The sequence below is a fragment of the Streptomyces sp. NPDC014891 genome, assembly GCF_043081085.1.
In the GTDB taxonomy this organism is placed as follows: Bacteria; Actinomycetota; Actinomycetes; order Streptomycetales; family Streptomycetaceae; genus Streptomyces.
In genome coordinates, this window is record NZ_JBIBWF010000013.1 from 87,388 (window position 1) to 107,674 (window position 20,287).

The 20,287-nt window shown below is 73.0% G+C and carries 17 protein-coding genes; 10 read left to right on the top strand and 7 right to left on the bottom strand.

Translation table 11 applies throughout. The features are described from left to right. Position 1: 1 nt before the first annotated feature. Complete coding sequence (locus ACF09E_RS31040; protein WP_392208948.1) at positions 2-3,313, bottom strand: S41 family peptidase; 3,312 nt, start codon at positions 3,311-3,313, stop codon at positions 2-4. A 181-nt stretch (positions 3,314-3,494) separates the two neighbouring features. Here ACF09E_RS31040 and ACF09E_RS31045 point away from each other — a divergent pair, with 181 nt between their 5' ends. Together ACF09E_RS31045 and ACF09E_RS31050 are read left to right on the top strand one after the other, a co-directional pair. Continuing rightward, on the top strand, positions 3,495-4,067 hold the full coding sequence (locus ACF09E_RS31045) for a TetR/AcrR family transcriptional regulator (protein WP_388806219.1): 573 nt from the start codon (positions 3,495-3,497) through the stop codon (positions 4,065-4,067). Positions 4,068-4,189: 122 nt separating this feature from the next. Continuing rightward, positions 4,190-6,376 carry an MMPL family transporter gene (locus tag ACF09E_RS31050; protein WP_392208951.1) on the top strand — a complete coding sequence of 729 codons (2,187 nt, stop codon included), beginning with the start codon at positions 4,190-4,192 and terminating at the stop codon, positions 6,374-6,376. A gap of 55 nt (positions 6,377-6,431) precedes the next feature. Here the strand turns inward: ACF09E_RS31050 and ACF09E_RS31055 are convergent, their stop codons facing one another. After that, the gene (locus ACF09E_RS31055; protein ID WP_388806215.1) at positions 6,432-6,809 is read right to left on the bottom strand and encodes an SsgA family sporulation/cell division regulator; all 378 of its coding nucleotides are present in this window, start codon (positions 6,807-6,809) and stop codon (positions 6,432-6,434) included. Positions 6,810-6,954: 145 nt separating this feature from the next. Between ACF09E_RS31055 and ACF09E_RS31060 the strand changes: the two genes are divergently transcribed. The 6 genes from ACF09E_RS31060 to ACF09E_RS31085 all read left to right on the top strand — a co-directional run bounded on the left by ACF09E_RS31060 (position 6,955) and on the right by ACF09E_RS31085 (position 12,671). Beyond that, positions 6,955-8,007, top strand: a complete 1,053-nt coding sequence (locus ACF09E_RS31060) for an energy-coupling factor ABC transporter permease (protein ID WP_392208953.1) — start codon at positions 6,955-6,957, stop codon at positions 8,005-8,007. Positions 8,008-8,039: 32 nt separating this feature from the next. Further along, entirely contained in the window at positions 8,040-8,801 is a 762-nt protein-coding gene (gene cbiQ, locus ACF09E_RS31065; RefSeq protein ID WP_392208955.1) for a cobalt ECF transporter T component CbiQ, read from the top strand. After that, positions 8,789-9,556, top strand: a complete 768-nt coding sequence (locus tag ACF09E_RS31070; protein ID WP_392208957.1) for an energy-coupling factor ABC transporter ATP-binding protein — start codon at positions 8,789-8,791, stop codon at positions 9,554-9,556. Before cbiQ ends, ACF09E_RS31070 begins: the two co-directional genes overlap by 13 nt. Before the next feature lie 39 nt (positions 9,557-9,595). Then, positions 9,596-10,831 carry a serine hydrolase domain-containing protein gene (locus tag ACF09E_RS31075; protein ID WP_392208959.1) on the top strand — a complete coding sequence of 412 codons (1,236 nt, stop codon included), beginning with the start codon at positions 9,596-9,598 and terminating at the stop codon, positions 10,829-10,831. A 233-nt stretch (positions 10,832-11,064) separates the two neighbouring features. After that, on the top strand, positions 11,065-12,129 hold the full coding sequence (locus ACF09E_RS31080) for an ArsR family transcriptional regulator (protein ID WP_392208961.1): 1,065 nt from the start codon (positions 11,065-11,067) through the stop codon (positions 12,127-12,129). Positions 12,130-12,155: 26 nt separating this feature from the next. Next, entirely contained in the window at positions 12,156-12,671 is a 516-nt protein-coding gene (locus ACF09E_RS31085; RefSeq protein WP_392208963.1) for a YbaK/EbsC family protein, read from the top strand. 29 nt (positions 12,672-12,700) lie between these two features. Here ACF09E_RS31085 and ACF09E_RS31090 read toward each other — a convergent pair whose 3' ends face one another. Both ACF09E_RS31090 and ACF09E_RS31095 read right to left on the bottom strand, forming a co-directional pair. After that, positions 12,701-13,318 (bottom strand): LysE family translocator, encoded by a 618-nt coding sequence (locus ACF09E_RS31090; RefSeq protein WP_392208965.1) that lies wholly within the window; start codon positions 13,316-13,318, stop codon positions 12,701-12,703. Positions 13,319-13,422: 104 nt separating this feature from the next. Next, the gene (locus tag ACF09E_RS31095) at positions 13,423-14,160 is read right to left on the bottom strand and encodes a 2OG-Fe dioxygenase family protein (protein ID WP_361846553.1); all 738 of its coding nucleotides are present in this window, start codon (positions 14,158-14,160) and stop codon (positions 13,423-13,425) included. Positions 14,161-14,354: 194 nt separating this feature from the next. On the opposite strand from ACF09E_RS31095, the gene ACF09E_RS31100 reads away from it, so the two are divergent. Both ACF09E_RS31100 and ACF09E_RS31105 read left to right on the top strand, forming a co-directional pair. Then, positions 14,355-15,137, top strand: a complete 783-nt coding sequence (locus tag ACF09E_RS31100) for an SDR family NAD(P)-dependent oxidoreductase (RefSeq protein ID WP_392208967.1) — start codon at positions 14,355-14,357, stop codon at positions 15,135-15,137. 310 nt (positions 15,138-15,447) lie between these two features. Continuing rightward, the gene (locus ACF09E_RS31105) at positions 15,448-15,723 is read left to right on the top strand and encodes a hypothetical protein (protein ID WP_392208969.1); all 276 of its coding nucleotides are present in this window, start codon (positions 15,448-15,450) and stop codon (positions 15,721-15,723) included. A 4-nt stretch (positions 15,724-15,727) separates the two neighbouring features. Here the strand turns inward: ACF09E_RS31105 and ACF09E_RS31110 are convergent, their stop codons facing one another. The 3 genes from ACF09E_RS31110 to ACF09E_RS31120 all read right to left on the bottom strand — a co-directional run bounded on the left by ACF09E_RS31110 (position 15,728) and on the right by ACF09E_RS31120 (position 20,249). Further along, positions 15,728-16,579 carry an EamA family transporter gene (locus ACF09E_RS31110; protein ID WP_392208971.1) on the bottom strand — a complete coding sequence of 284 codons (852 nt, stop codon included), beginning with the start codon at positions 16,577-16,579 and terminating at the stop codon, positions 15,728-15,730. Between the two features lie 157 nt (positions 16,580-16,736). Further along, positions 16,737-18,389 (bottom strand): penicillin-binding transpeptidase domain-containing protein, encoded by a 1,653-nt coding sequence (locus ACF09E_RS31115; RefSeq protein WP_392208973.1) that lies wholly within the window; start codon positions 18,387-18,389, stop codon positions 16,737-16,739. A 105-nt stretch (positions 18,390-18,494) separates the two neighbouring features. After that, positions 18,495-20,249: a dolichyl-phosphate-mannose--protein mannosyltransferase gene (locus ACF09E_RS31120; RefSeq protein ID WP_392208975.1), complete on the bottom strand. Its 1,755-nt coding sequence runs from the start codon at positions 20,247-20,249 to the stop codon at positions 18,495-18,497. Positions 20,250-20,287: the final 38 nt, after the last annotated feature.

Below are 20,287 nucleotides of genomic sequence, written 5' to 3' on the forward strand. Positions count from 1 at the left end.
CCTACGGGGCATCCTCCGGGCGCGGGGGCAGTTTCGGGCGGGAGCGGTCGGGGAGGTCCGTGTAGCCCGGGGGGCTCGACGCCGGGGTCTCGGCGAGGAGGGCGAGGGCCACCTCGACCGCGTCGTCGAGCTGGGCGTGCCGGCCCTCCGCCCAGTCGAGGGGGGTGCGCAGGACCGCGAGGTCCGGCTCGACGCCCTGGTTCTCCAGGGACCAGCCGTACTCGGGGAACCAGGCCGCGTTCATCGGGACGGTGATCTGGGTGCCGTCGCCGAGCCGGTGGCGGCCGGTCATGCCGACGACCCCGCCCCAGGTGCGCTGGCCGACGACGGGACCCAGGCCGAGGAGCTTGAACGCGGCGGTGATCATGTCGCCGTCGGAGGAGGTGGCCTCGTCGGCGAGGGCGACGACGGGGCCGCGCGGGGCGTTGGAGGCGTACGAGACGGGCTGGGCGTTCCGGGTGAGGTCCCAGCCGAGGATCCGGCGGGTGAGCTTCTCCATCACGAGCTCGCTGATGTTGCCGCCGGCGTTGCCGCGGACGTCGACGATCAGGGCGGGCCGGGAGACCTCCATGCGCAGGTCCCGGTTGAACTGGGCCCAGCCGGAGCCGCCCATGTCGGGGATGTGGAGGTAGCCGCAGCGGCCGCCGCTGAGCTCGCGGACCACGGCCCGGCGCTTGGCGACCCAGTCCTGGTAGCGCAGCGGACGTTCGTCGACGAGCGGGACGACGGCCACGCGGCGGGCCCGGCCCTCGCCCTCGGCGGGGGTGAAGGTCAGCTCGACGGTGGTGCCGCCGGTGCCGGAGAACAGCGGGTACGGCCCGGCGACCGGGTCGACGGGACGGCCGTCGACGTGGGTGAGGACGGCGCCCTCGCGGATGCCGGTGCCGGCCAGCGGCGAGCGGGCCTTGGAGTCGGAGGACTCGCCGGGGAGGATCCGCTTGACGGTCCAGCCGGCCTCCCGGTGCACGAGGTTGGCGCCGAGCAGGCCCATCGGACGCTGGTAGTGCGGGGGGCCCTCGTTGCGCCGGGCGGGGGTGACGTACGCGTGGGAGGTGCCCAGTTCGCCCATGACCTCGCGGAGCAGGTCGGCGAACTCGTCGGGGGAGGAGACCCGTTCGACGAGGGGCCGGTACTGGTCGAGGACGGCCGTCCAGTCGACCCCGCCCATGTCGGGCTCCCAGAAGTAGGCGCGGACGATCCGCCCGGCCTCGTCGAAGGCCTGCCGCCACTCGGCGCCCGGCTCGACCTCGTGGAGGATGCGCCGCAGGTCCAGGTAGACCGTGGAGTCGCCGTCCCCGGACTCGGTGGAGGGCACGGCCCGCAGGTCGCCCTCGTCGGCGACGACGAGCCGGGTGCCGTCGCCGCTGACGGCGAACCAGTCGAGGTCCTTGGCGAGTTCGCTCTTGCGGGCCTTGACGATGGAGAAGTGCTCCAGGGTGGGCCGGCCGGAGGTGTCGGTGGGGTTGGCGAAGGTCTCGCCGAGCGCCCCCGAGATGGGCCACCGCAGCCAGACCAGGCCGCCGCCGCTCACCGGGTGCAGGGCGGAGTACTTGGAGGCGGAGACCGGGAAGGGGGTGACCCGGTCGGCGAGCCCCTCGATCTCGACGGTGACCGTGCCGTCGGTGGTGGCCTCCGTGTCGTCGTCGGCCGGGTCGAGGCCGCCGGCGGCCGGGCGGCCGTCGGGGAGCAGCGCGAAGGGGGACGGGGTCGCGGAGGAGAGCGGGACCAGGTAGGGGCGGCAGCCCAGCGGGAAGGACAGGTCGCCGGTGTGCACGTCGTACACCGGGTCGAAGCCCCGCCAGGAGAGGAAGGCGAGGTAGCGGCCGTCGCGGGTGAAGACGGGGTTCTCGTCCTCGAAGCGGCCGTTGGTGACGTCGACGACGGTCCGTGCTCCGGGGCCGGAGATCCGGGCCATCTTGATCGAGCGCAGCGAGCGGCCGATGCCCGGGTGCGACCAGGTGAGCCAGGCGCCGTCGGGGGAGAAGGCCAGGTCGCGGACGGGCCCGTTGACGGACCGGATCAGTTCGGTGACCTCGCCGTCGGCGTCCTCGGCGGTGTCGACGAGGAGCAGCCGGCCGTCGTGGGAGGCGAGGGCGAGCCGCTCGCCGTCCGGGTCGGCGATCAGCTCCTCGACCCGTCCGAGGTCGCCGGAGGCGAGCCGGCGCGGCGGCCGGTCGCCGCTGGCCCGCGGCAGGTAGGCGACCTCGACGGCGTCCTCGCCCGCGGCGTCGGTGACGTACGCGACCTGGCCGCCGCTGCCGAGCATCTCGGGCAGCCTGACCCGGACGCCGGGGGTGTCGACGATGGTGCGGGCCGGGCCGTCGCGGTGGGTCAGCCAGTAGAGGCTGCCGCGCACGGAGACGGCGCTGGCCCGGCCGGTCTCGTCGACGGAGACGGCGTCGATGTGGTGGGCCGCGGGGACCTGGTAGGGGCGCCGGCCGACGCGCTGGCCGCCGAGCCGCACCTCCAGCCGCCGGGGGCGGGAGTCGGGGGTGAGGGCGTCGACGATCCACAGGTCACCGGCGCACTGGTAGACGACGCGGTGGCCGTCGCTGGAGGCGTGGCGGGCGTAGAACTCGTCGTGGTCGGTGTGCCGGAGCAGTCCGGTGCCGTCGGGCAGGCAGGAGTAGAGGTTGCCGACGCCCTCGTGGTCGGAGAGGAACGCGACCCGGCCGCCGACGGCCATCGGGCAGTCGAGGTGGCCGCCGATGTCGGGGAGCAGCCGTTCGCCGTGCAGCCAGAGGCGGCCGGTGGCGCCGCCGAGGTAGCGCTTCCAGGCGGCGGGCTCGTGCGGCGGCTTCCCGGTGAGGAGGAGGGTGCGGCGCTCGGCCTCCTGCCCGTCCGCGGCGCCGTGCTCGGTGACGGCGATGTCGGAGACGGGGCCCCAGGGCAGCCGGCCGCCGGGGGAGCCGTCGGTGGGGACGTTGTAGGCCCAGGAGAAGTAGGAGAAGGGCTGGCCGTGGGAGGAGACGGCGAGGATGTCGGAGCGGCCGTCCCGGTCGGGGGGAGTCCAGCCGCAGACGCGGGTGTCGGTCGAGCCCCAGTAGGTGAGCCGCCGGGCGGGCCCGCCGTCGATGGGGACGAGGTGGATCTCTGGGTCGAGGCTGCGCCAGTTCGTGTACGCGATCTGCCGGCCGTCGGGGGAGAAGCGCGGGTGCCCGACCCGCGTCCGGTCGACGGTGAGCCGCCAGGCCCGGCCGGGGCGTCGGCCCTCGGGGACGAGCGGGGCGATCCAGAGATCGTCCTCGGCGGCGAAGCACAGCAGGTCGTCGTGGAGGTGGGGAAAGCGGAGATACGCGACGTCGTCACTCACCTCTTCATGCTTTCCGCGCGGAGGGGGTGCGGCAACTCGTACGTACTTGCGGGCGTCTTCGAGGTCGGGGCGGCGCTGCTCCGGTGTGGCCCAGGACACGTACGAAACGGTTTCGTTTCGTTGAGGGCGGGGGTATCTTCGTACTGTACGAAACCGTTTCGTTCGGTCCGGAGGTTCGGCCATGGCCCGCAGCAGACTCACCCCGGAGCGGGAGTCCGAGCTGTACGGAGCCGTGCTCGACCTCCTCCGCGAGGTCGGATACGACGCCCTCACCATGGACGCCGTCGCCGCCCGCACCCACTCCAGCAAGGCCACCCTCTACCGCCAGTGGGGGAGCAAGCCCGAGCTGGTCGCCAGGGCGCTGCGCGCCAACAAGCCGGCCGACCTCTCCGAGATCGACACCGGCTCGCTGCGCGGCGACTTCCACGAACTGATGGCACGGACCGACGACTGTCAGATGGAGAAGGACTCCGCGCTGATGCGGGGCCTGGCCCATGCCGTCCACGCCAACCCCGAACTGCACCGGGCGCTTCGCGAACTGCTCATCGAACCCGAGATGAACGGCCTCGACGAAGTGCTGCGCAGAGCGGTCCGCAGGGGTGAGGTCGACGCCGGGAACCCGGCGCTCAAGCTCATCCCGCACATGCTGATCGGTGCGTTCGTCGCCCGGCCGCTGATCGACGATCAGCCGGTCGACCGCGCGTTCCTCAGCGCGTACGTCGACGCCGTCGTGCTCCCCTCACTCGGCGTCTGAACCCCGCAGTACCCGCACAGCCCCTCACCACCTTCCCCACCCTCTCCACCTGACGTCGAACCGCTCACGCCGTCGGGCCGGCTCCCCATGCCCTGTCCCACCAAGAATGGGAGTACGCCCCCGTGGCCACGTTCCTGTACAAGCTGGGCCGTTCCGCCTTCCGGCGCCGACGGCTCGTCGCCCTCCTGTGGGTGGCCCTCCTGGCGGTCGCCGGGATCGGTGCCGCCACCGCACCCGTCGCGACCTCCAGTTCCTTCTCGATCCCCGGCACCGAGGCCCAGCGCGCCTTCGACCTCCTGGAGGAGCGCTTCCCGGGCGCGGGCGCCGACGGAGCCACCGCCCGCGTCGTCTTCAAGGCCCCCGAGGGCCAGAAGATGACCGACCCGGCGCACAAGGCCGTCGTCGAGGACACCGTCGCCGCCCTGAAGTCCGGCTCGGACCAGATCGTCTCGGTCACCGACCCGTACACCGGTCAGGCCGTCTCCCGGGACGGCTCCACCGCCTACGTCTCCGTCGCCTACAAGGTCAACGCGATGGAGCTGACCGACGGGACGCGCGAGGCGCTCACCGAGGCCGGTCACGACGCGCAGGGCAAGGGGCTGACCGTCGAGGTCGGCGGCGACGCCCTCCAGACCATGCCCGAGACCGGCGCGGGCGAGATCGTCGGCGTGGTCATCGCCGGCATCGTGCTCGTCATCACCTTCGGCTCGCTCGTCGCCGCCGGACTGCCGCTGCTCACCGCGATCATCGGCGTCGGCATCGGCGTCTCCTCGATCACGGCGCTCGCCAACGTCCTGGACCTCGGCTCCACCACCTCCACCCTCGCGATGATGATCGGCCTCGCGGTCGGCATCGACTACGCGCTCTTCATCGTCTCCCGCTACCGCGCGGAGCTGGCCGAGGGCCGTGAGAAGGAGGACGCGGCCGGCCGCGCCGTCGGCACGGCGGGCTCCGCCGTCGTCTTCGCCGGTCTCACCGTCGTCATCGCCCTGGTCGGCCTGGCCGTCGTCAACATCCCGATGCTGACGAAGATGGGCTTCGCCGCCGCCGGCACGGTCGTGATCGCCGTCCTGATCGCGCTCACCCTGATCCCGGCCCTGCTCGGCTTCGCCGGCGACAAGGTCGTCGGGCGCAAGCAGCGCAAGGCCGCCGCGGCCGGTGCCGGCGACGGCGCCGCCGACGGCGGGAAGGGCGCCAGGCCGAACGGCGGCACCCGCTGGGCCCGCTTCGTCATCCGCCGCCCCGTCATGGTGCTGCTGGTCGGCGTCCTCGGCCTCGGCGCGATCGCGCTGCCCGCCGCCTCCCTGGAGATGGGCCTCCCGGACGACGGCGTGAAGCCGACCTCCACCACCGAGCGCCGGGCCTACGACACCCTCTCCGACGGCTTCGGCCCCGGCTTCAACGGCCCGCTGCTCGTCGTCGTGGACGGCGACAAGGCGACCGCCGACCGCACGGTCTCCACCATCAAGCGCCTCGACGGCTGGGCCGCCGTGACCCCGGCGACCCCGAACAAGGCCGGCGACGCCGCGATGATCACGGTCGTCCCCAAGGACCGCCCGTCCTCGGCCGCGACCGAGACCCTCGTGCACGACATCCGGGGCGCCACCGGCGACGACGTCCTCGTGACCGGCGCCACCGCGATGAACATCGACTTCTCGCAGAAGATGAACGACGCCCTGGTGCCGTACCTGGCCCTCGTCGTCGGCCTGGCCTTCCTGCTCCTGACCGTGGTCTTCCGCTCGGTCCTCGTCCCGCTGAAGGCGGCCCTCGGCTTCCTGCTCTCGGTGGTCGCGGCCCTCGGCGCCGTCGTCGCGGTCTTCCAGTGGGGCTGGCTCGGCAGCCTCTTCGGGGTGGAGCAGACCGGCCCGATCATGTCGATGATGCCGATCTTCATGGTGGGTGTCGTCTTCGGCCTCGCGATGGACTACGAGGTCTTCCTCGTGACCCGCATGCGGGAGGCGTACGTCCACGGCGAGCGCCCCGGCGAGGCCATCGTCACCGGCTTCCGGCACAGCGCCCGGGTGGTCACCGCCGCCGCGGTGATCATGATCGCGGTGTTCTCCGGCTTCATCGGCATGACCGACCAGATGATCAAGATGATCGGCTTCGGCCTGGCCGTCGCGGTCCTCTTCGACGCCTTCGTGGTCCGCATGGCGATCGTCCCGGCCGTCCTCGCGCTGCTCGGCCACAAGGCCTGGTGGCTGCCCAGGTGGCTGGACCGGATCCTGCCCAACGTGGACGTGGAGGGCGAAGGACTCGCCGCCGACACCAGCGGCGGCACCCCGAAGCCGGACCTCGTGAAGGTCTGACCCGAGGGCCGGGCCTCAGGGCATATGCCCTGAGGCCCGGCCCGTCCGTACGCCGTCAGCCCGTCGTCACCGATGCGCCGGCGGCGTACGTGTGCTTCAGGAACCGGGTCAGCGCCGTGGTGTCGAACTGGACGACGGTCACCACGCCGTCGTCCTTGTGGAGCTCCACGACCGTCTGGACGCGGCCGCAGGGCCAGACGCCGATGTCGCCGCGGCGGGTCGGCGCGCGCAGCCCGGTCTCCAGCAGGACGCGGGGGAAGGACCACTCGACGTCGCCGGGGAAGACGAAGCGGACGGTGGCGGGCGAGAACTCCGGATCGAAGCGGAGGTCGACGGGGACGGGCCGCGAGAGCGGGGCGTCGCTGATGATGCGTCCCTTGGCGTGGTCCTCGACCGCGTGGTCGAGGTCCGAGTCGTCTGCGGCGGTGGCCATCGTGGGCTCCTTCACAGTTTGTCCTCTTGTCGACTTTATCGGCTCATGCACCCCTCCTGCCCGGCGAGAGCGGGAACCATGCGCCGCCGTTCTGTGACCTGTGCGCTCTTGCGAGCACTTTGCAGGAGCGCTCATCATTCAGGACGTGCATGTACCTGACGGATTCATCAACGCCCCCGTATCGGTCGCCGCCGGTGTCGTCGCCGCCGGCGCCGTCGCCGTGAGCCTGCGCGGGGCACGGCGGGAACTCGGCGAGGGCCACGGGGGGGAGCGCACGGCCCCGCTCGCCGGGCTCGTCGCGGCCTTCATCTTCGCCGTGCAGATGCTGAACTTCCCGGTCGCCGCCGGGACCAGCGGACACCTCCTCGGCGGCGCGCTCGCCGCGATCCTCGTCGGACCGTGGACGGGCGTGCTCTGCATCGCCGTCGTCCTGCTCATGCAGGGCATCCTCTTCGCCGACGGCGGCCTCACCGCGCTCGGCGTGAACATCACGGTCATGGGCGTCGTCACCGTCCTCGTCGCGTACGGCCTCTTCCGCGGCCTCGTCCTGCTGCTGCCCCGCACCCGGGCCTCGGTGACCGCGGCCTCCTTCGTCGCCGCCCTGGTCTCCGTACCGGCCGCGGCCACCGCCTTCACCGCCCTCTACGCCGTCGGCGGCACCACCGACGTCCCCGTCTCCAAGGTCCTCACGGCCATGGTCGGCGTGCACATCCTCATCGGCATCGGCGAGGCCGTCATCACCGCGCTGACCGTCGGCGCGGTCATCGCCGTCCGCCCCGACCTCGTCCACGGCGCCCGCGGCCTCGCCGCCCCGCTCAAGCTGCGCGTCGGCGGCGAGCTGGTCGACGCGGCCCCGGCCGACCGTCCCGCGCCCGCCCGCTCCCCGAGGAAGCTGTGGATCGGCGGCCTCGTCACCGCGCTCGTCCTCGCCGGGTTCGTCTCCTTCTACGCCTCCGCCGACCCCGACGGCCTGGAGAAGGTCGCCGCCGACAAGGGCATCGACAGCAAGGTCGAGGACCACGCCGCCGCCGACTCCCCGCTCGCCGACTACGGCGTCAAGGGCATCGAGGCGCCCCGCCTCTCCGGCGGACTGGCCGGCGCGATCGGCGTGGGCGCGACCCTGGCCGTCGGCACCGGGACCTTCTGGGTCGTCCGCCGCCGCCGCGCGCACGCGGAGACCGCGGAGACCGCGGCCTGACATGGGTCCCGCGACCACGGCAGGCGCCTGACATGGGCGCCGGGCACGCCCACAAGCTCTACCGGCACGCACGGTCGCCGGTCCACGAGCTGCCCCCGCACACCAAGCTCGCCGCGGTCCTCGGCTTCGTGGTGGTCGTCGTCTCGACGCCCCGCGAGGCCGTCTGGGCGTTCGGCCTCTACGCCCTGCTCCTCGCGGCCGTGGCGGCGAAGGCCCGCGTCCCGGCCGGCTTCCTGCTGAGGCGGCTCCTCATCGAGGTCCCGTTCGTCGCGTTCGCGCTGCTCATGCCCTTCGTGGTGCCCGGCGAGCAGACGACCGTCCTCGGGGTGTCGCTGAGCGTCCCCGGACTGTGGGGCGCCTGGAACGTCCTCGCCAAGGGCACCCTCGGCGTCGCCGCCTCCGTGCTCCTCGCCTCCACCACCGAGCTGCGCGCCCTGCTCCTCGGCCTCCAGCGGCTCAGGCTGCCCCCGATGCTCGTCCAGATCGCCTCGTTCATGATCCGGTACGGCGACGTCATCACCGACGAGATGCGCCGGATGTCCGTCGCCCGCCGCTCGCGCGGCTTCGAGGCGCGGGGCGTCCGCCACTGGGGCGTCCTCGCCAAGTCGGCGGGCGCCCTCTTCATCCGCTCGTACGAGCGCGGGGAGCGGGTCCACCTCGCCATGGTCAGCCGTGGCTACACCGGCACGATGCCGGTCATCGACGAGGTGACCGCGACCCGCGCCCAGTGGGCCCACGCCGCGACGCTCCCGCTCACCGCACTGCTGATCTGCCTCCTGGGATGGACCCTGTGACCGCCGCCCCGACGCCCGCCCCCTCGCTCGACGTGCGCGGTCTGGCCTACGCGTACCCCGACGGCCACCAGGCCCTCTTCGGCGTCGACCTGACCGTCGCGCGCGGCGAACGGGTCGCCCTCCTCGGCCCCAACGGCGCCGGCAAGACCACCCTCGTCCTCCACCTCAACGGCATCCTCACCGGCGGCGCGGGCGGTGTCACCGTGGCCGGGCTGCCCGTCGGCAGGAAGCACCTCGCCGAGATCCGCCGCAAGGTCGGCATCGTCTTCCAGGACCCCGACGACCAGCTGTTCATGCCGACCGTGCGCGAGGACGTGGCCTTCGGGCCCGCGGCGGCCGGCCTCCGCGGCGACGCGCTGGAGGCCGTCGTCCGCGAGGCCCTCGACCGGGTCGGGATGGCGGAGTACGCGGACCGGCCCCCGCACCACCTGTCCTTCGGGCAGCGCCGCCGGGTCGCCGTCGCGACCGTCCTCGCCATGGAGCCGGAGATCCTCGTCCTCGACGAGCCCTCGTCGAACCTGGACCCCGCCTCGCGCCGCGAGCTCGCCGACATCCTCCGCTCGCTCGACGTCACCGTCCTCATGGTCACCCACGACCTGCCGTACGCCCTGGAGCTCTGCCCGCGCGCGGTCATCCTCAGCGAGGGCGTCATCGCCGCCGACGGGCCGACCGGCGACATCCTCGCCGACGCGGAGCTGATGGCCCGGCACCGCCTGGAGCTGCCGTTCGGCTTCGTACCGCAGTCGGTGGCCTGACCGACCCCGGAATCGGCCCTCCCCCCTCCGCGTTGCACCATGGGGGTCGGATCGACGACGGAGGAGTGGGACGTGGACGTCCAGGGCACGGTGGCGGCGGGCTGGGAGCCGGTCAGGGACGCGTTCCTGCGCAACTTCGAGCAGCGCGGCGAGCGCGGCGCGGCCGTCGCCGTCCACCACGACGGAGCCCGGGTCGTCGACCTCTGGGCCGGCACCAGGGACGTCGACGCCGGGGCGGCCCACGGCGAGGCCGACGGCCCGGCGCCCTGGCGCGAGGAGACCGCCCAGGTCGTCCGCTCGGCCACCAAGGGCGTCGCCGCCGCCGTCCCCCTGCTGCTGCACCAGCGCGGGCTCCTCGACCTGGACGCCCCGGTCGCCGCGTACTGGCCCGAGTTCAAGGCCGCCGGCAAGGACGGCGTGACCGTGCGACAGCTCCTCGCGCACCGCGCCGGCGTCCCCGTCCTCGACCGCCCGCTCACCCTCGCCGAGGCCGTCGACCTGGAGACCGCGACCGGCGCGATCGCCGCGCAGGCCCCCGTCTGGGAGCCAGGCACGGCCCACGGCTACCACGCCCACACCTTCAGCTGGCTGCTCTCCGGACTGGTCCACCGGACCACCGGCCGCACCATCGGCCGCTGGGTCGCCGAGGAGATCGCCGACCCCCTCGGCCTCGACCTGTGGATCGGACTCCCCGACGCCGAGGCCCACCGGGTCGGCCGCCTCGGCCCCGTCGAGGAGATCGAACCGCCCGGCAGCGGCGCCCTCCGGCTCCGCCCCAAGCGCTCCGTCACCGAGGCCTACCAGGACCCGGACTCCCTGACCCGGCGCGCCTTCGGGGTCATCGACCCCAAGCCCGACGAGAACGACCCGGTCTACCGGGCGGCCGAACTGCCCGGATCCGCCGGAGTGGCCACGGCCCGCGCCCTCTCCCGCTTCTACGCGGCCACCCTCGGCCCGGTGGACGGCGCCGAGCGCCTCTTCGCCCCCGACACCCTCGCCCTCGCCGGGACCGAGCAGTCGGCGGGCGCGGACCGGGTGCTGCTCGTCGGCACCCGCTTCGGCCTCGGCCACATGCTCCACGGCCCGGCCTCCCCGCTCCTCGGCCCGTCCTCCTTCGGCCACCCCGGCCGGGGCGGCTCCCTCGGCTTCGCCGACCCCGACTCCGGCATCGCCTTCGGCTATGTGACGAACGGCATGCGCAAGACGGTGACGGCCGATCCACGGGCCCAGTCCCTGGTGCGGGCCGTCGGATCGGTGCTGGCCCGGACGGGGTGAACCGCTCCTCTACAGGGCGGACGGCGGATCTTCCCGCCGGTCCCGCGCGGGAGGCCCGGCGGGCCTCGCGGCGGCCCCGCAGCCCGGGTCCTCCCCGACCTGACATTCCTCCGCGCGCGACCTGACATTCTGCGCTTCCGGGCCGCGGAGGGGTGATCATCCGAGCGCTAGCGTGTGCCCGCTCCACCGCCCGGTGGACCGGGCGCACGGGGGCGCATGTGATCGAGATTTCGTTGACGACGTCCGAACACGGGATCCACGCCGGAGCCCTCAGGATCGCCGACAGCCGGCTCTGGGAGGCGTTCGGCAGCATCGGCCTGCTGTCCGCACACCGTGGGCTCGCGCCCTGGCCGTACACCAACTGGGGCCGGGCGGCCCGCCGTTCCCTGCTGCGGTCCGCGGTGACCCTGCCGGGCTGGCTCGTCCACCTCTTCCGGGCCGGCGGCGGCACCCTGCCGTCGTTCCTCCTCCCCGTCCCCTCCTCGGCCCGGCAGCCCGACCTCGCCGACGAGATCGCGCTGCTCCGCACGGTGTCCCCGGCGCGGGTGCGCGAGGAGCTGGAGCGCTGGTTCCCGCAGGGCGTCCCGGCCGAGGTCCGCCCGCTGTACGCGGATCCCGCCGCGCGGATCGCCGACCTGTGCGCCTTCCTGCCGCGCTACGTGCGCGCCGCGCTCGCCCCGTACGAGGCGTCGCTGCGGACCGTGACCGACGACGACGTCCTGCTGCGCGCCCGGGTGCTCGCCACCCAGGGCCCCGACCGCATGCTCGGCACCCTGAACGGGGGCGTCTCGCGCCGCGGCGACGTGCTGCGGCTGCACGCCGGGCCCCCGGGCCGGATCGCGGCGCGGACCGACGTGTCCCGCATCGTGCTCGTCCCCCTGGTGTTCGGCCGGGGCGCCTCGCTCCTGGGCTTCGCCCCGCACGGGGTGACGGCCGTGTCGTACCAGGCGGAGGGGGCCGCCGTGCTGGCCTGCGAGACCCGTCCCGGGCGGCGGGCCGGCGCCGGGGCGGACGAACCCGCGCGCGGCGACCGGCTGGAGATCCTGCTCGGCCGCAGCCGGGCCGGCGTCGTCCGCGGACTCGTCGCCCCGACCACCACCTCGGACCTGGCGGCGCTGCTCGGACTCGCGCCGAGCACCGTCTCCGAGCACCTCACCTCCCTGGTGGCCGCGGGCGTGGTGCGCCGGCGCCGGGCGGGCGTCCGGGTGCTGTACGAACTCGACGCCTCGGGTGTCGCGCTGCTCAGGCACCTGGACAACAGGCGTAGGGTCAACGCGCCGTCATACGAAACCACTTGAAACATGCCGCAACGAGGAGGAACCCCATGACCGCCGACGCCGTCACCGACGCCGCGACCGACCGCGGGACGTACGAGAAGCTGCTCGCCCTGCTGGACGAGCGCGGGGCCGCCTACCGGGTCGTCGAGCACGCCCCGGAGGGCGGCACCGAGGCGGTCAGCGCGCTGCGCGGGCACTCGCTCGCCGAGGCGGCCAAGTGCATCATCGCCATGGTCAAGATCGGCAAGAAGGAGAAGCGGTTCGCGCTGGTCGTCGTCCCCGGTGACCGGCGGATCGACCTGAACGCGGTGAAGGCGCTGTACGGCGGCACCTACGTCTCCTTCGCCTCCCCGGAGATCGCCGAGGACCTCGCGGGGTCGCCGAGCGGCACCATCCTGCCGTTCGCCTTCGACGAGCGGCTCGAACTCCTCGTGGACCCCGCTCTGCTGACGCACCGGGAGTTCTGGTTCAACGCCGCGCGGCTCGACCGCTCGATCGCTCTGTCGTCCGAGGACTACCGGGCGATCGCGGAGCCGCGCGTGGAGCGGGTCTCCACGGACTGACCCGCGGCGGGCGGGGCCGGAAGGGCGGATCAGGCCATGGCGGGGGTCAGCGCGAGCAGCATCCCCAGGCCCACCAGGACGGCCCCGATCACCTTGTTGAGCACGGTCTGCCGCTGCAGCAGCCGGGACCTCAGGGCCTGGTTGGAGAAGAGGACCGCGGCGAGGGCGAACCAGACCAGGTGGGCGAAGGACATGAAGAGTCCGTAGCCGACCTGCTGGAAGACGGGGGTGTCCGCGCTGACCACCTGGGTGTAGGTGCTGAGCACGAACAGCATCGTCTTGGGGTTGAGCGCGTTCGTCAGGAAGCCGGTGCGCAGCGCGCCGGCCTTCGAGAGGCCGCCGTCCTCCGAGAGGTCGATGTCGACCTGGGCCTTGGTGACGAACGTCTTGTAGCCGATGTACACCAGATATGCGGCGCCGATGAGTTTCATCGCCGTGAAGAGCATGGGGGTCCGGGAGACCAGAAGTCCCACGCCGAGCATGGTGTAGGTGACGTGGACGAGAACACCGAGTGCAATTCCGGCGGCCGCGAGAACTCCGGCGGTTCTTCCGTACAGATAACTATTGCGGACGGTCATCGCGAAATCCGCGCCGGGGCTGATGACAGCCAGAATGGTGATGACCGCCACGGCGATGAGCTGACCCATGTTCCCGACTTCCCGCCTTCTCGCTCACGTGCTCACTCAAGGGGTGGGCGGGTGGGAGGGCCCGGGCTCCCGCGGAGCCCGTCCCCTCCCACCCGCCCCTGGCATCACGGCTTGTGACGGTAGGTGATGACCAGCACGTCGCGCGAGGCCGGGGCGGCGGGGTCGATCTGCTCGATCGGCGAGACGCCGTGGTAGACCCGCTCGTCGTTGACGAGGGCCACGTCCAGCGGGTCGGTCAGGGAGAACTTCTCGACCGGCTGCTTGTCCAGGTTGAACACGGTGCTCTCGCCGCCGGTGGCGTTCGCGCGCCCGACCATCGCCATCAGGACGAACGTGACGCCGTCGCGGTGCACGCCCTCCGGCGTGGGCAGGCCGACCTCCTCGCCGTTCACCTCGATGCGGAACTGGTGGGCCTCGATGTGCCAGCCCGAGTACGGGGCGAGGCGGCCGAAGATGTCGCAGCCGAGGGTGAGCAGGCTGTCCATGGTCCGGCCGCGCAGGATCTGGTCCTCGAACGGCTCGTAGTGCCGGGCCACGCCGCCGTTGAGGGTGTTGTAGTCGAGCCCCTGGTAGTGCGGCTGGTGCTCCTCGACGCGGTAGTCGGTGCTCGCGCGGGGCGCGCTGAGGGTGGCGTGCCGGCGGCGGCGGTAGCGGCCGCCGTCCGCCATGTAGCTGTCGAGCGGCATCCGCGACCAGCTGTCGCGGAACGCCTCCAGGTCGTCCAGCGCGTCCTCGGAGCGCAGCCGGAGAAGCTGCTGCACCTTCTCGCCGGAGATCAGGTCGTAGCTCCGGGAGGAAAGAGCACCGGCGATTTCCTCGACACCCGACTGATATGTGGACATGGTTTTCCCCCTGATGAATGCGTGGTCGTCGGCGAGGTAGATCGTGGTATTCACGCCGGGGGTGTGTCAAAGTCTTTCGGCTCTGGCCGAATTGCCGAGGGGCGTCATTATCCGGGTAAAGGGGCGGGGAATCGGTGAACGGGATGTTACGAAGGGCTGGCGCGTCCCCGCGGCCGGGTGCTGAGATCGGACGCATGGACCTCAGGGAACGCTTCGGCGGATACGCGGTACTGATCACGGGCGCGGCGCGCGGCATCGGCGCGGCGACGGCGCGGCGGCTCGCCGCCGAGGGGGCGAGGGTCCTGGTCACGGACGTGGACGAGGCGGAGGCGCGGCGCACGGCGGAGACGATCCCGGGCGCCGGACACCGCTACTGCGACGTGGGCGACCAGGCCTCGGTGGACGCGGCGACGGCGTACGCGGTGGAGGCCTTCGGCGGACTCGACGTCCTCGTCAACAACGCCCTCGGTCCGGTGACGGCCGACCGGGACCGGTTCGAGGACGAGCCGGACGCGGTGTTCGGCGTCCAGCACGACCTCACCTTCATGGGCGCGGTCCGCTGCTCCCGGGCGGCACTGCCGCACCTGGCGGCGGCCGGCGGGCGGGGCGCGATCGTGAACATCGGCTCGGTCAACGCCGAGACGGACTTCGGGAACCACGCCTACAGCGCCGCGAAGGCGGGGCTGGCGTCGCTGACCCGGACGCTCGCGGGCGACGCGGCGGCGCGCGGGGTGCGGGTGAACCAGGTCAACCCCGGGACGATCGCGACGACGGCGTGGTCGGGCCGGGACCGGGACCTGGAGAGCCTGGGCGACCGGGTCTACCCCCTGGCGCGGGTGGGCGCCCCGGAGGACGTGGCGGCGGCGGTGGCGTTCCTGGCCTCGGCGGACGCGGCCTGGATCACGGGCACCGTCCTGCGGGTGGACGGCGGCCTCCTGGCGGTCAACCGGCACTTCGCCGAGGTCCTCGGGGAGTGAGGCGGGAGGGGCGCCCGAAGGTGCCCGAAGGTGCCCGGACAGCCTTGCGTTCTTCTGATGCGCGTGGGCATGCTGTGACGGCGATCACGTGCCGTATCCCGACCGCAACGGTGAGTTGATCTTGCTGGTCCGTACGAGAAGCAGCAAGTCCCCCGCGACCGCGCGAACGGTCCGGGGCGTGGCCACCGCTTCGAAGGAGCGTCGACGTGAGCGATCCTGGCGTCCGCCGGGCCGACCGGATCCCCCGGCACTTACCGCCGCCGGGGCGCCGCCCCGCCGCGTCCCCGCCGGCACCGGGCGGAGGAGCGAGGTGACCCCGGCGGAGGCCTCCCACCGGACCGCCCGGCGGCCCCGGCTCTGGGCGCTGCGCCCCGACCGGACCGGCAGCGGCACGGTCACCGAGGCCGAGTGCACCACCTGCCTCGACGGCTCCGGCGCGGCGGACGACGGGCGGGGGCCGGCCGTCTGGTGCCTCGCGCACGCGCAGGCCACCGGCCACACCGGCTTCCGGCGCGTCCGCACCGACTTCTTCCGTGCGTCCTGGGACGGCCCGCGGCCGGGCGCCGGTCCGGGCGCCGGGGGCTGAGCCCTCAGCCCGCGTGCAGCATGAGCCCGATCCCGACCGCCATCAGTCCCGCCGCGGCGATCCTCGGCCCGCCGAAGCGCTCCTTGAACAGCACGGCCCCGATGGCCGCGCCCACGATGATCGAGGACTCGCGCAGCGCCGCGACCGGGGCCAGCGGCGCCTTCGTCTGGGCCCAGAGCACCAGGCCGTACGCGATCACCGACAGCAGCGCGCCCAGCAGGCCGCGTCCCGCGTACGGACGGAGCTGCGGGAGCAGCGCCGCCCGCCGGGTCCAGAGGGCGTACGCCGGGATCGCCAGGCCCTCCAGCACCATCAGCCACGCGATGTAGCCCAGCGGGGTGCCCGAGGCGCGGACTCCGACCCCGTCCACCACCGTGTACCCGGCGATCGCCAGGCCCGTCGCACCGGCCGCGAGGAGCGCCGGCCAGTGGGGGCGCGTCCCCTTGCCGCGGATGCCCCACACGGCGAGGCCGGTCAGGCCCGCGCAGGCCACGGCGACGCCCAGCAGCTGCCAGCCGTCCGGGACCTCGTCCACGAAGACGGCCGCGAGTGCCGTCACGGCCAGCGGGGCCGTACCGCGCGCGATCGGGTACATCTGGCCGAAGTCGCCCAGCGAGAAGGAGCGCATGAGCAGCAGCATGTAGCCGACGTGCAGCAGCGCGGAGGCCGCCAGGTACGGCCATGCCTCCGCCGCGGGCAGCGGCACGAACAGGGCCGTGACCAGGCCGATGAGGGCGCCGCCGCCGGATATGAGGGTGAACGAGAGCAGCTGGTCCCTGATGTGGTGGGCCAGCGCGTTCCAGCTCGCGTGCGTGACGGCGGCGATCAGGACGGCCAGGGTGACGAGCGGCGTCACGCGGTGGCCTCGCGGCGGCGGACCTCGACGTCGGGGGACGGTTCGCGCGGCGCGGCGGCGTATCGGGGGCGGGCGGGGGACGGGGTCTCGGCAGCGGTCATGGCCCGCACGCTAGCGTTGGTTGTACGGGCCACGCGACCGGGTTCCACGAGGTGGATCAGCGGGCGTTCAGCACCTTCGCCACGAGCGGCCCGGCCGCCGTCGCGCCGTGCCCGGCCTCCTCCACGAGGGCCGCCGCCGCGAGGTCGTCCGCGAACGCCGTGAACCAGCTGTCCGAGGTCGCCTGGCCGTCGGCCTCCGCCGAACCGGTCTTCGCGCCCTTGTCGCCGCGCACCGACGCCATCGGACCGACCGCCGTGCCGTAGCCCGCCGTGGCCGTGGTGCGCATCACGTCGCGCAGCTGCCGCGCCACCGCCTGAGGCAGCGCCCGCTCGGCCTCGGCGAAGGTCCGGTCGTCCAGGGCCGCCGGGACCAGGTACGGCTGCCGGAACCGGCCGTCCTTCGCCGTCGCCGTGATCGAGGCGATGTTCAGCGGGTTCATCTGCACGGTGCCCTGGCCGATGTACTGCTCGGCCGCCGCGCCGCCCGTCGCCTCGGGGACGGAGCCGTCGAAGGACTTGATGCCCGTCTTCCATTCGAGGCCGATGCCGAAGACCTCCCTGGCCTCCCGGGCCAGGCCGGAGTCGTCGCCCTCGGTCTTCTCCACGTCGTCGATCTTCTTGATGAACGCGGTGTTGCAGGAGCGGGCGAAGCCCTCCCCGAAGGTGGCGGCCTTCAGCGAGAACCCGTCGAGGTTCGTGATCGTCCGGCCGTAGTACATGGCGCTCGGCGGACACTCGGCGGCCTGGTCGGCCTTGACCAGGCCCTTCTCCAGGAGCAGGGCCGCCGTCACGATCTTCATCGTGGACCCGGGCATCTTCGCCCCCGAGAACGCCGTGTTGAACCCGCCCGCCGGGCTGTTCGCGACCGCCCGCACGGCCCCCGTCGACGGCTGGACTGCGACCACCGAGGCCGAGGAGTGCGCGGCGACCGCCTTCTCCGCCGCCGCCTGCACGCCCGCGTCGATGGTGGTCTGCAGCGTGCCCGGTCTCCCCTTCGACAGGACGAGGAGCGTGGTGTCCGGGACGGTCGAACCGCCCGAGTCGACCCAGGTCTCGACGCCGGTCTCGCCGCCCGCCTTCGCCCCGTACCGCGTCCGCAGTTCCTCCAGGACCGGCCCCAGCGAGGGGTACTTCGCGGCCGTCAGCTCGGTGCCGTCGCGGTCGACGGCCTTCACGGGCGGCGTCTTCGCGACCCCCGTGCGCAGCGTCGCCCCGGCCGTGAGGAGCTTGGGGTGCAGCACGGACGGCGCCCACTTCACCAGCGGCCGGCCGGTCGCCTGCCCGCGCACGACGCTCAGCCGGGACTGGTACGACCAGGACTTCGACACGTCCTCGTACGTGATCGTGGCCTTCACCGTGAACGGCACCGTCGTCCCGACCGGCGTCCCCGGCGTGATCACCGCCTCCGTGACGCGCGCACCCTCGCGGTACGCCGCCACCGCCGGCCCCGCCGCCACCGGGTCGTTCGTCAGCTGCCCGGCCTTCTCCGGCTCACCGGCGGCCCAGGCGGCGAGGAAGTCCCGCGCGACGGTGGTGACCTCCTCGTCCGTGACGGGACCGGTCAGGGGCTGCGCCTCGCCGGAGTTGGTCTTGGGCGTCGTGTCACCGCCCATCACACCGTTCCAGAGGTTGTACCCCCCGTACCCGACCCCGCTCGCCACGACGACGAACACGCCCCCGACGATCGCGACCTTGGTCCCACTGCGCATGGCTGCGCTCCCCTCCCCGTGTGAACCCACGAGTCAAGCAGCGCCCCATGCGTGTGTCGAGCACCTTCCTGCTTCTCCGTCAGAGCGGCAGGTCACATTCCGGTCTCACACCCAGGTGTCGAGCCACATCCGGTTCCGCCATTGGTCCAGCGGAATGGGAGTCCCCGTGTAGATGGGCCAGAAATAGATGAAATTCCAGACGATGAGGAGAACGATGCAGCCGGCCGCCACCGCGCCGAATGTACGGCGCCTTTCCGAGGAACCCGCCGGCCCCACGATCGCACCCAGCATCATCGCCACCGCCAGACACAGGAACGGGACGAAGACCACCGCGTAGAAAAGGAAGATGGTGCGTTCCTGATAGAGGAACCACGGAACCCAGCCGGCCGCGATGCCGCAGGCGATCGCGCCCGCCCGCCAGTCGCGCCGGAAGGCCCAGCGCCACAGCACGTACAGGATCGCGAAGCAGGCCGCCCACCACAGCAGCGGGGTGCCCAGGGCCAGCACCTCCGCCGCGCACTTCTCCTTCGCCGAGGCGGGGCAGCCGCCCGTGCCGGGCGCGGGCGACTCGTAGAAGTAGGAGACCGGCCGGCCGAGGACGATCCACGACCAGGGGTTCGACTCGTACGTGTGGGGCGAGGTGAGCCCCACGTGGAAGCTGTAGACCTCGGACTCGTAGTGCCAGAGGCTGCGCAGCCACTGCGGCAGCCAGCCCCACGTCCCGCCGCCGTCCAGCTTGTCCTGGTCGGCGGCCCAGTTCCGGAAGTACCCCTTGTCGCTGACGATCCAGCCGGTCCACGTCACCAGGTACGTGACGATCGCCACCGGCACCACCGACACGAACGCCGGGACCAGGTCCTTCCTGATCACCGCGAGATAGGGGCGGACCGCACCGGCCGTGCGGCGCCCGCCGACGTCCCACAGCACCGTCAGCAGCCCGAAGCCCACCATGACGTACAGGCCGTTCCACTTGGTCGCCGCCGCCAGGCCCAGCATCACACCGGCCGCGATCCGCCACGGCCGCCACCCCAGGCGCAGCGTCTCCGCGATCTCCGCGTCCGGCCGCAGCACCCCCTCCTCGTCCTCCGGGAGCGCGCCCGCCAGCCGCGCCCGGGTCCGGTCGCGGTCCAGGACCAGGCAGCCGAAGGCCGCCAGGACGAAGAACATCAGCACCTGGTCGAGGAGCGCCGTGCGGCTCATCACGAAGTGCAGGCCGTCGACGGCGAGCAGCAGGCCCGCCAGGCAGCCCAGGAACGTGGAGCGGAAGAGCCGCCGGCCGATCCGGCACAGCATGAGCACCGACAGCGTGCCCAGCAGCGCCACCATGAAGCGCCAGCCGAACGGCTCGAAGCCGATCAGCTTCTCGCCGACCCCGATCACCCACTTGCCCATCGGCGGGTGGACCACATAACCGGGATCGGTCGGCACCAGAACCGACCCGGGATCGCTGAGGACCGTCTTGTCGATGTCCTTGGGCCACGCGCCCTCGTACCCCTGGTTGATCAGGGCCCACGAGTCCTTCGCGTAGTACGTCTCGTCGAATATCACCGCGTTCGGCTTGCCCAGGTTCCAGAACCTGAGCAGCCCCGCGACCGCCGTGACCAGGAGCGGGCCGCCCCAGGCCATCAGCCGCCACAGCCGTTCCGACCGGTCGGGCCCGAGGCCCAGCAGGGACATCACGCGCGGGGACGGGCGGACGTACGAGGGGACGAGCCGCTCGCGCAGCCCGATGGGGGCGGCGCTGCCGGCGGGCGGCGCGTAGCCGAAACGCCGAAGCCGCTGGTGCCACGGAGAGGGCTCTGCCACGGGCTCCGCCATGGGGTGCTGGCCCTCCAGGGCCTCGGGTGCGGTACTGGTCACCGCGCCATCGTAGGGAACGCGCCTGTGCACGTCGCCTC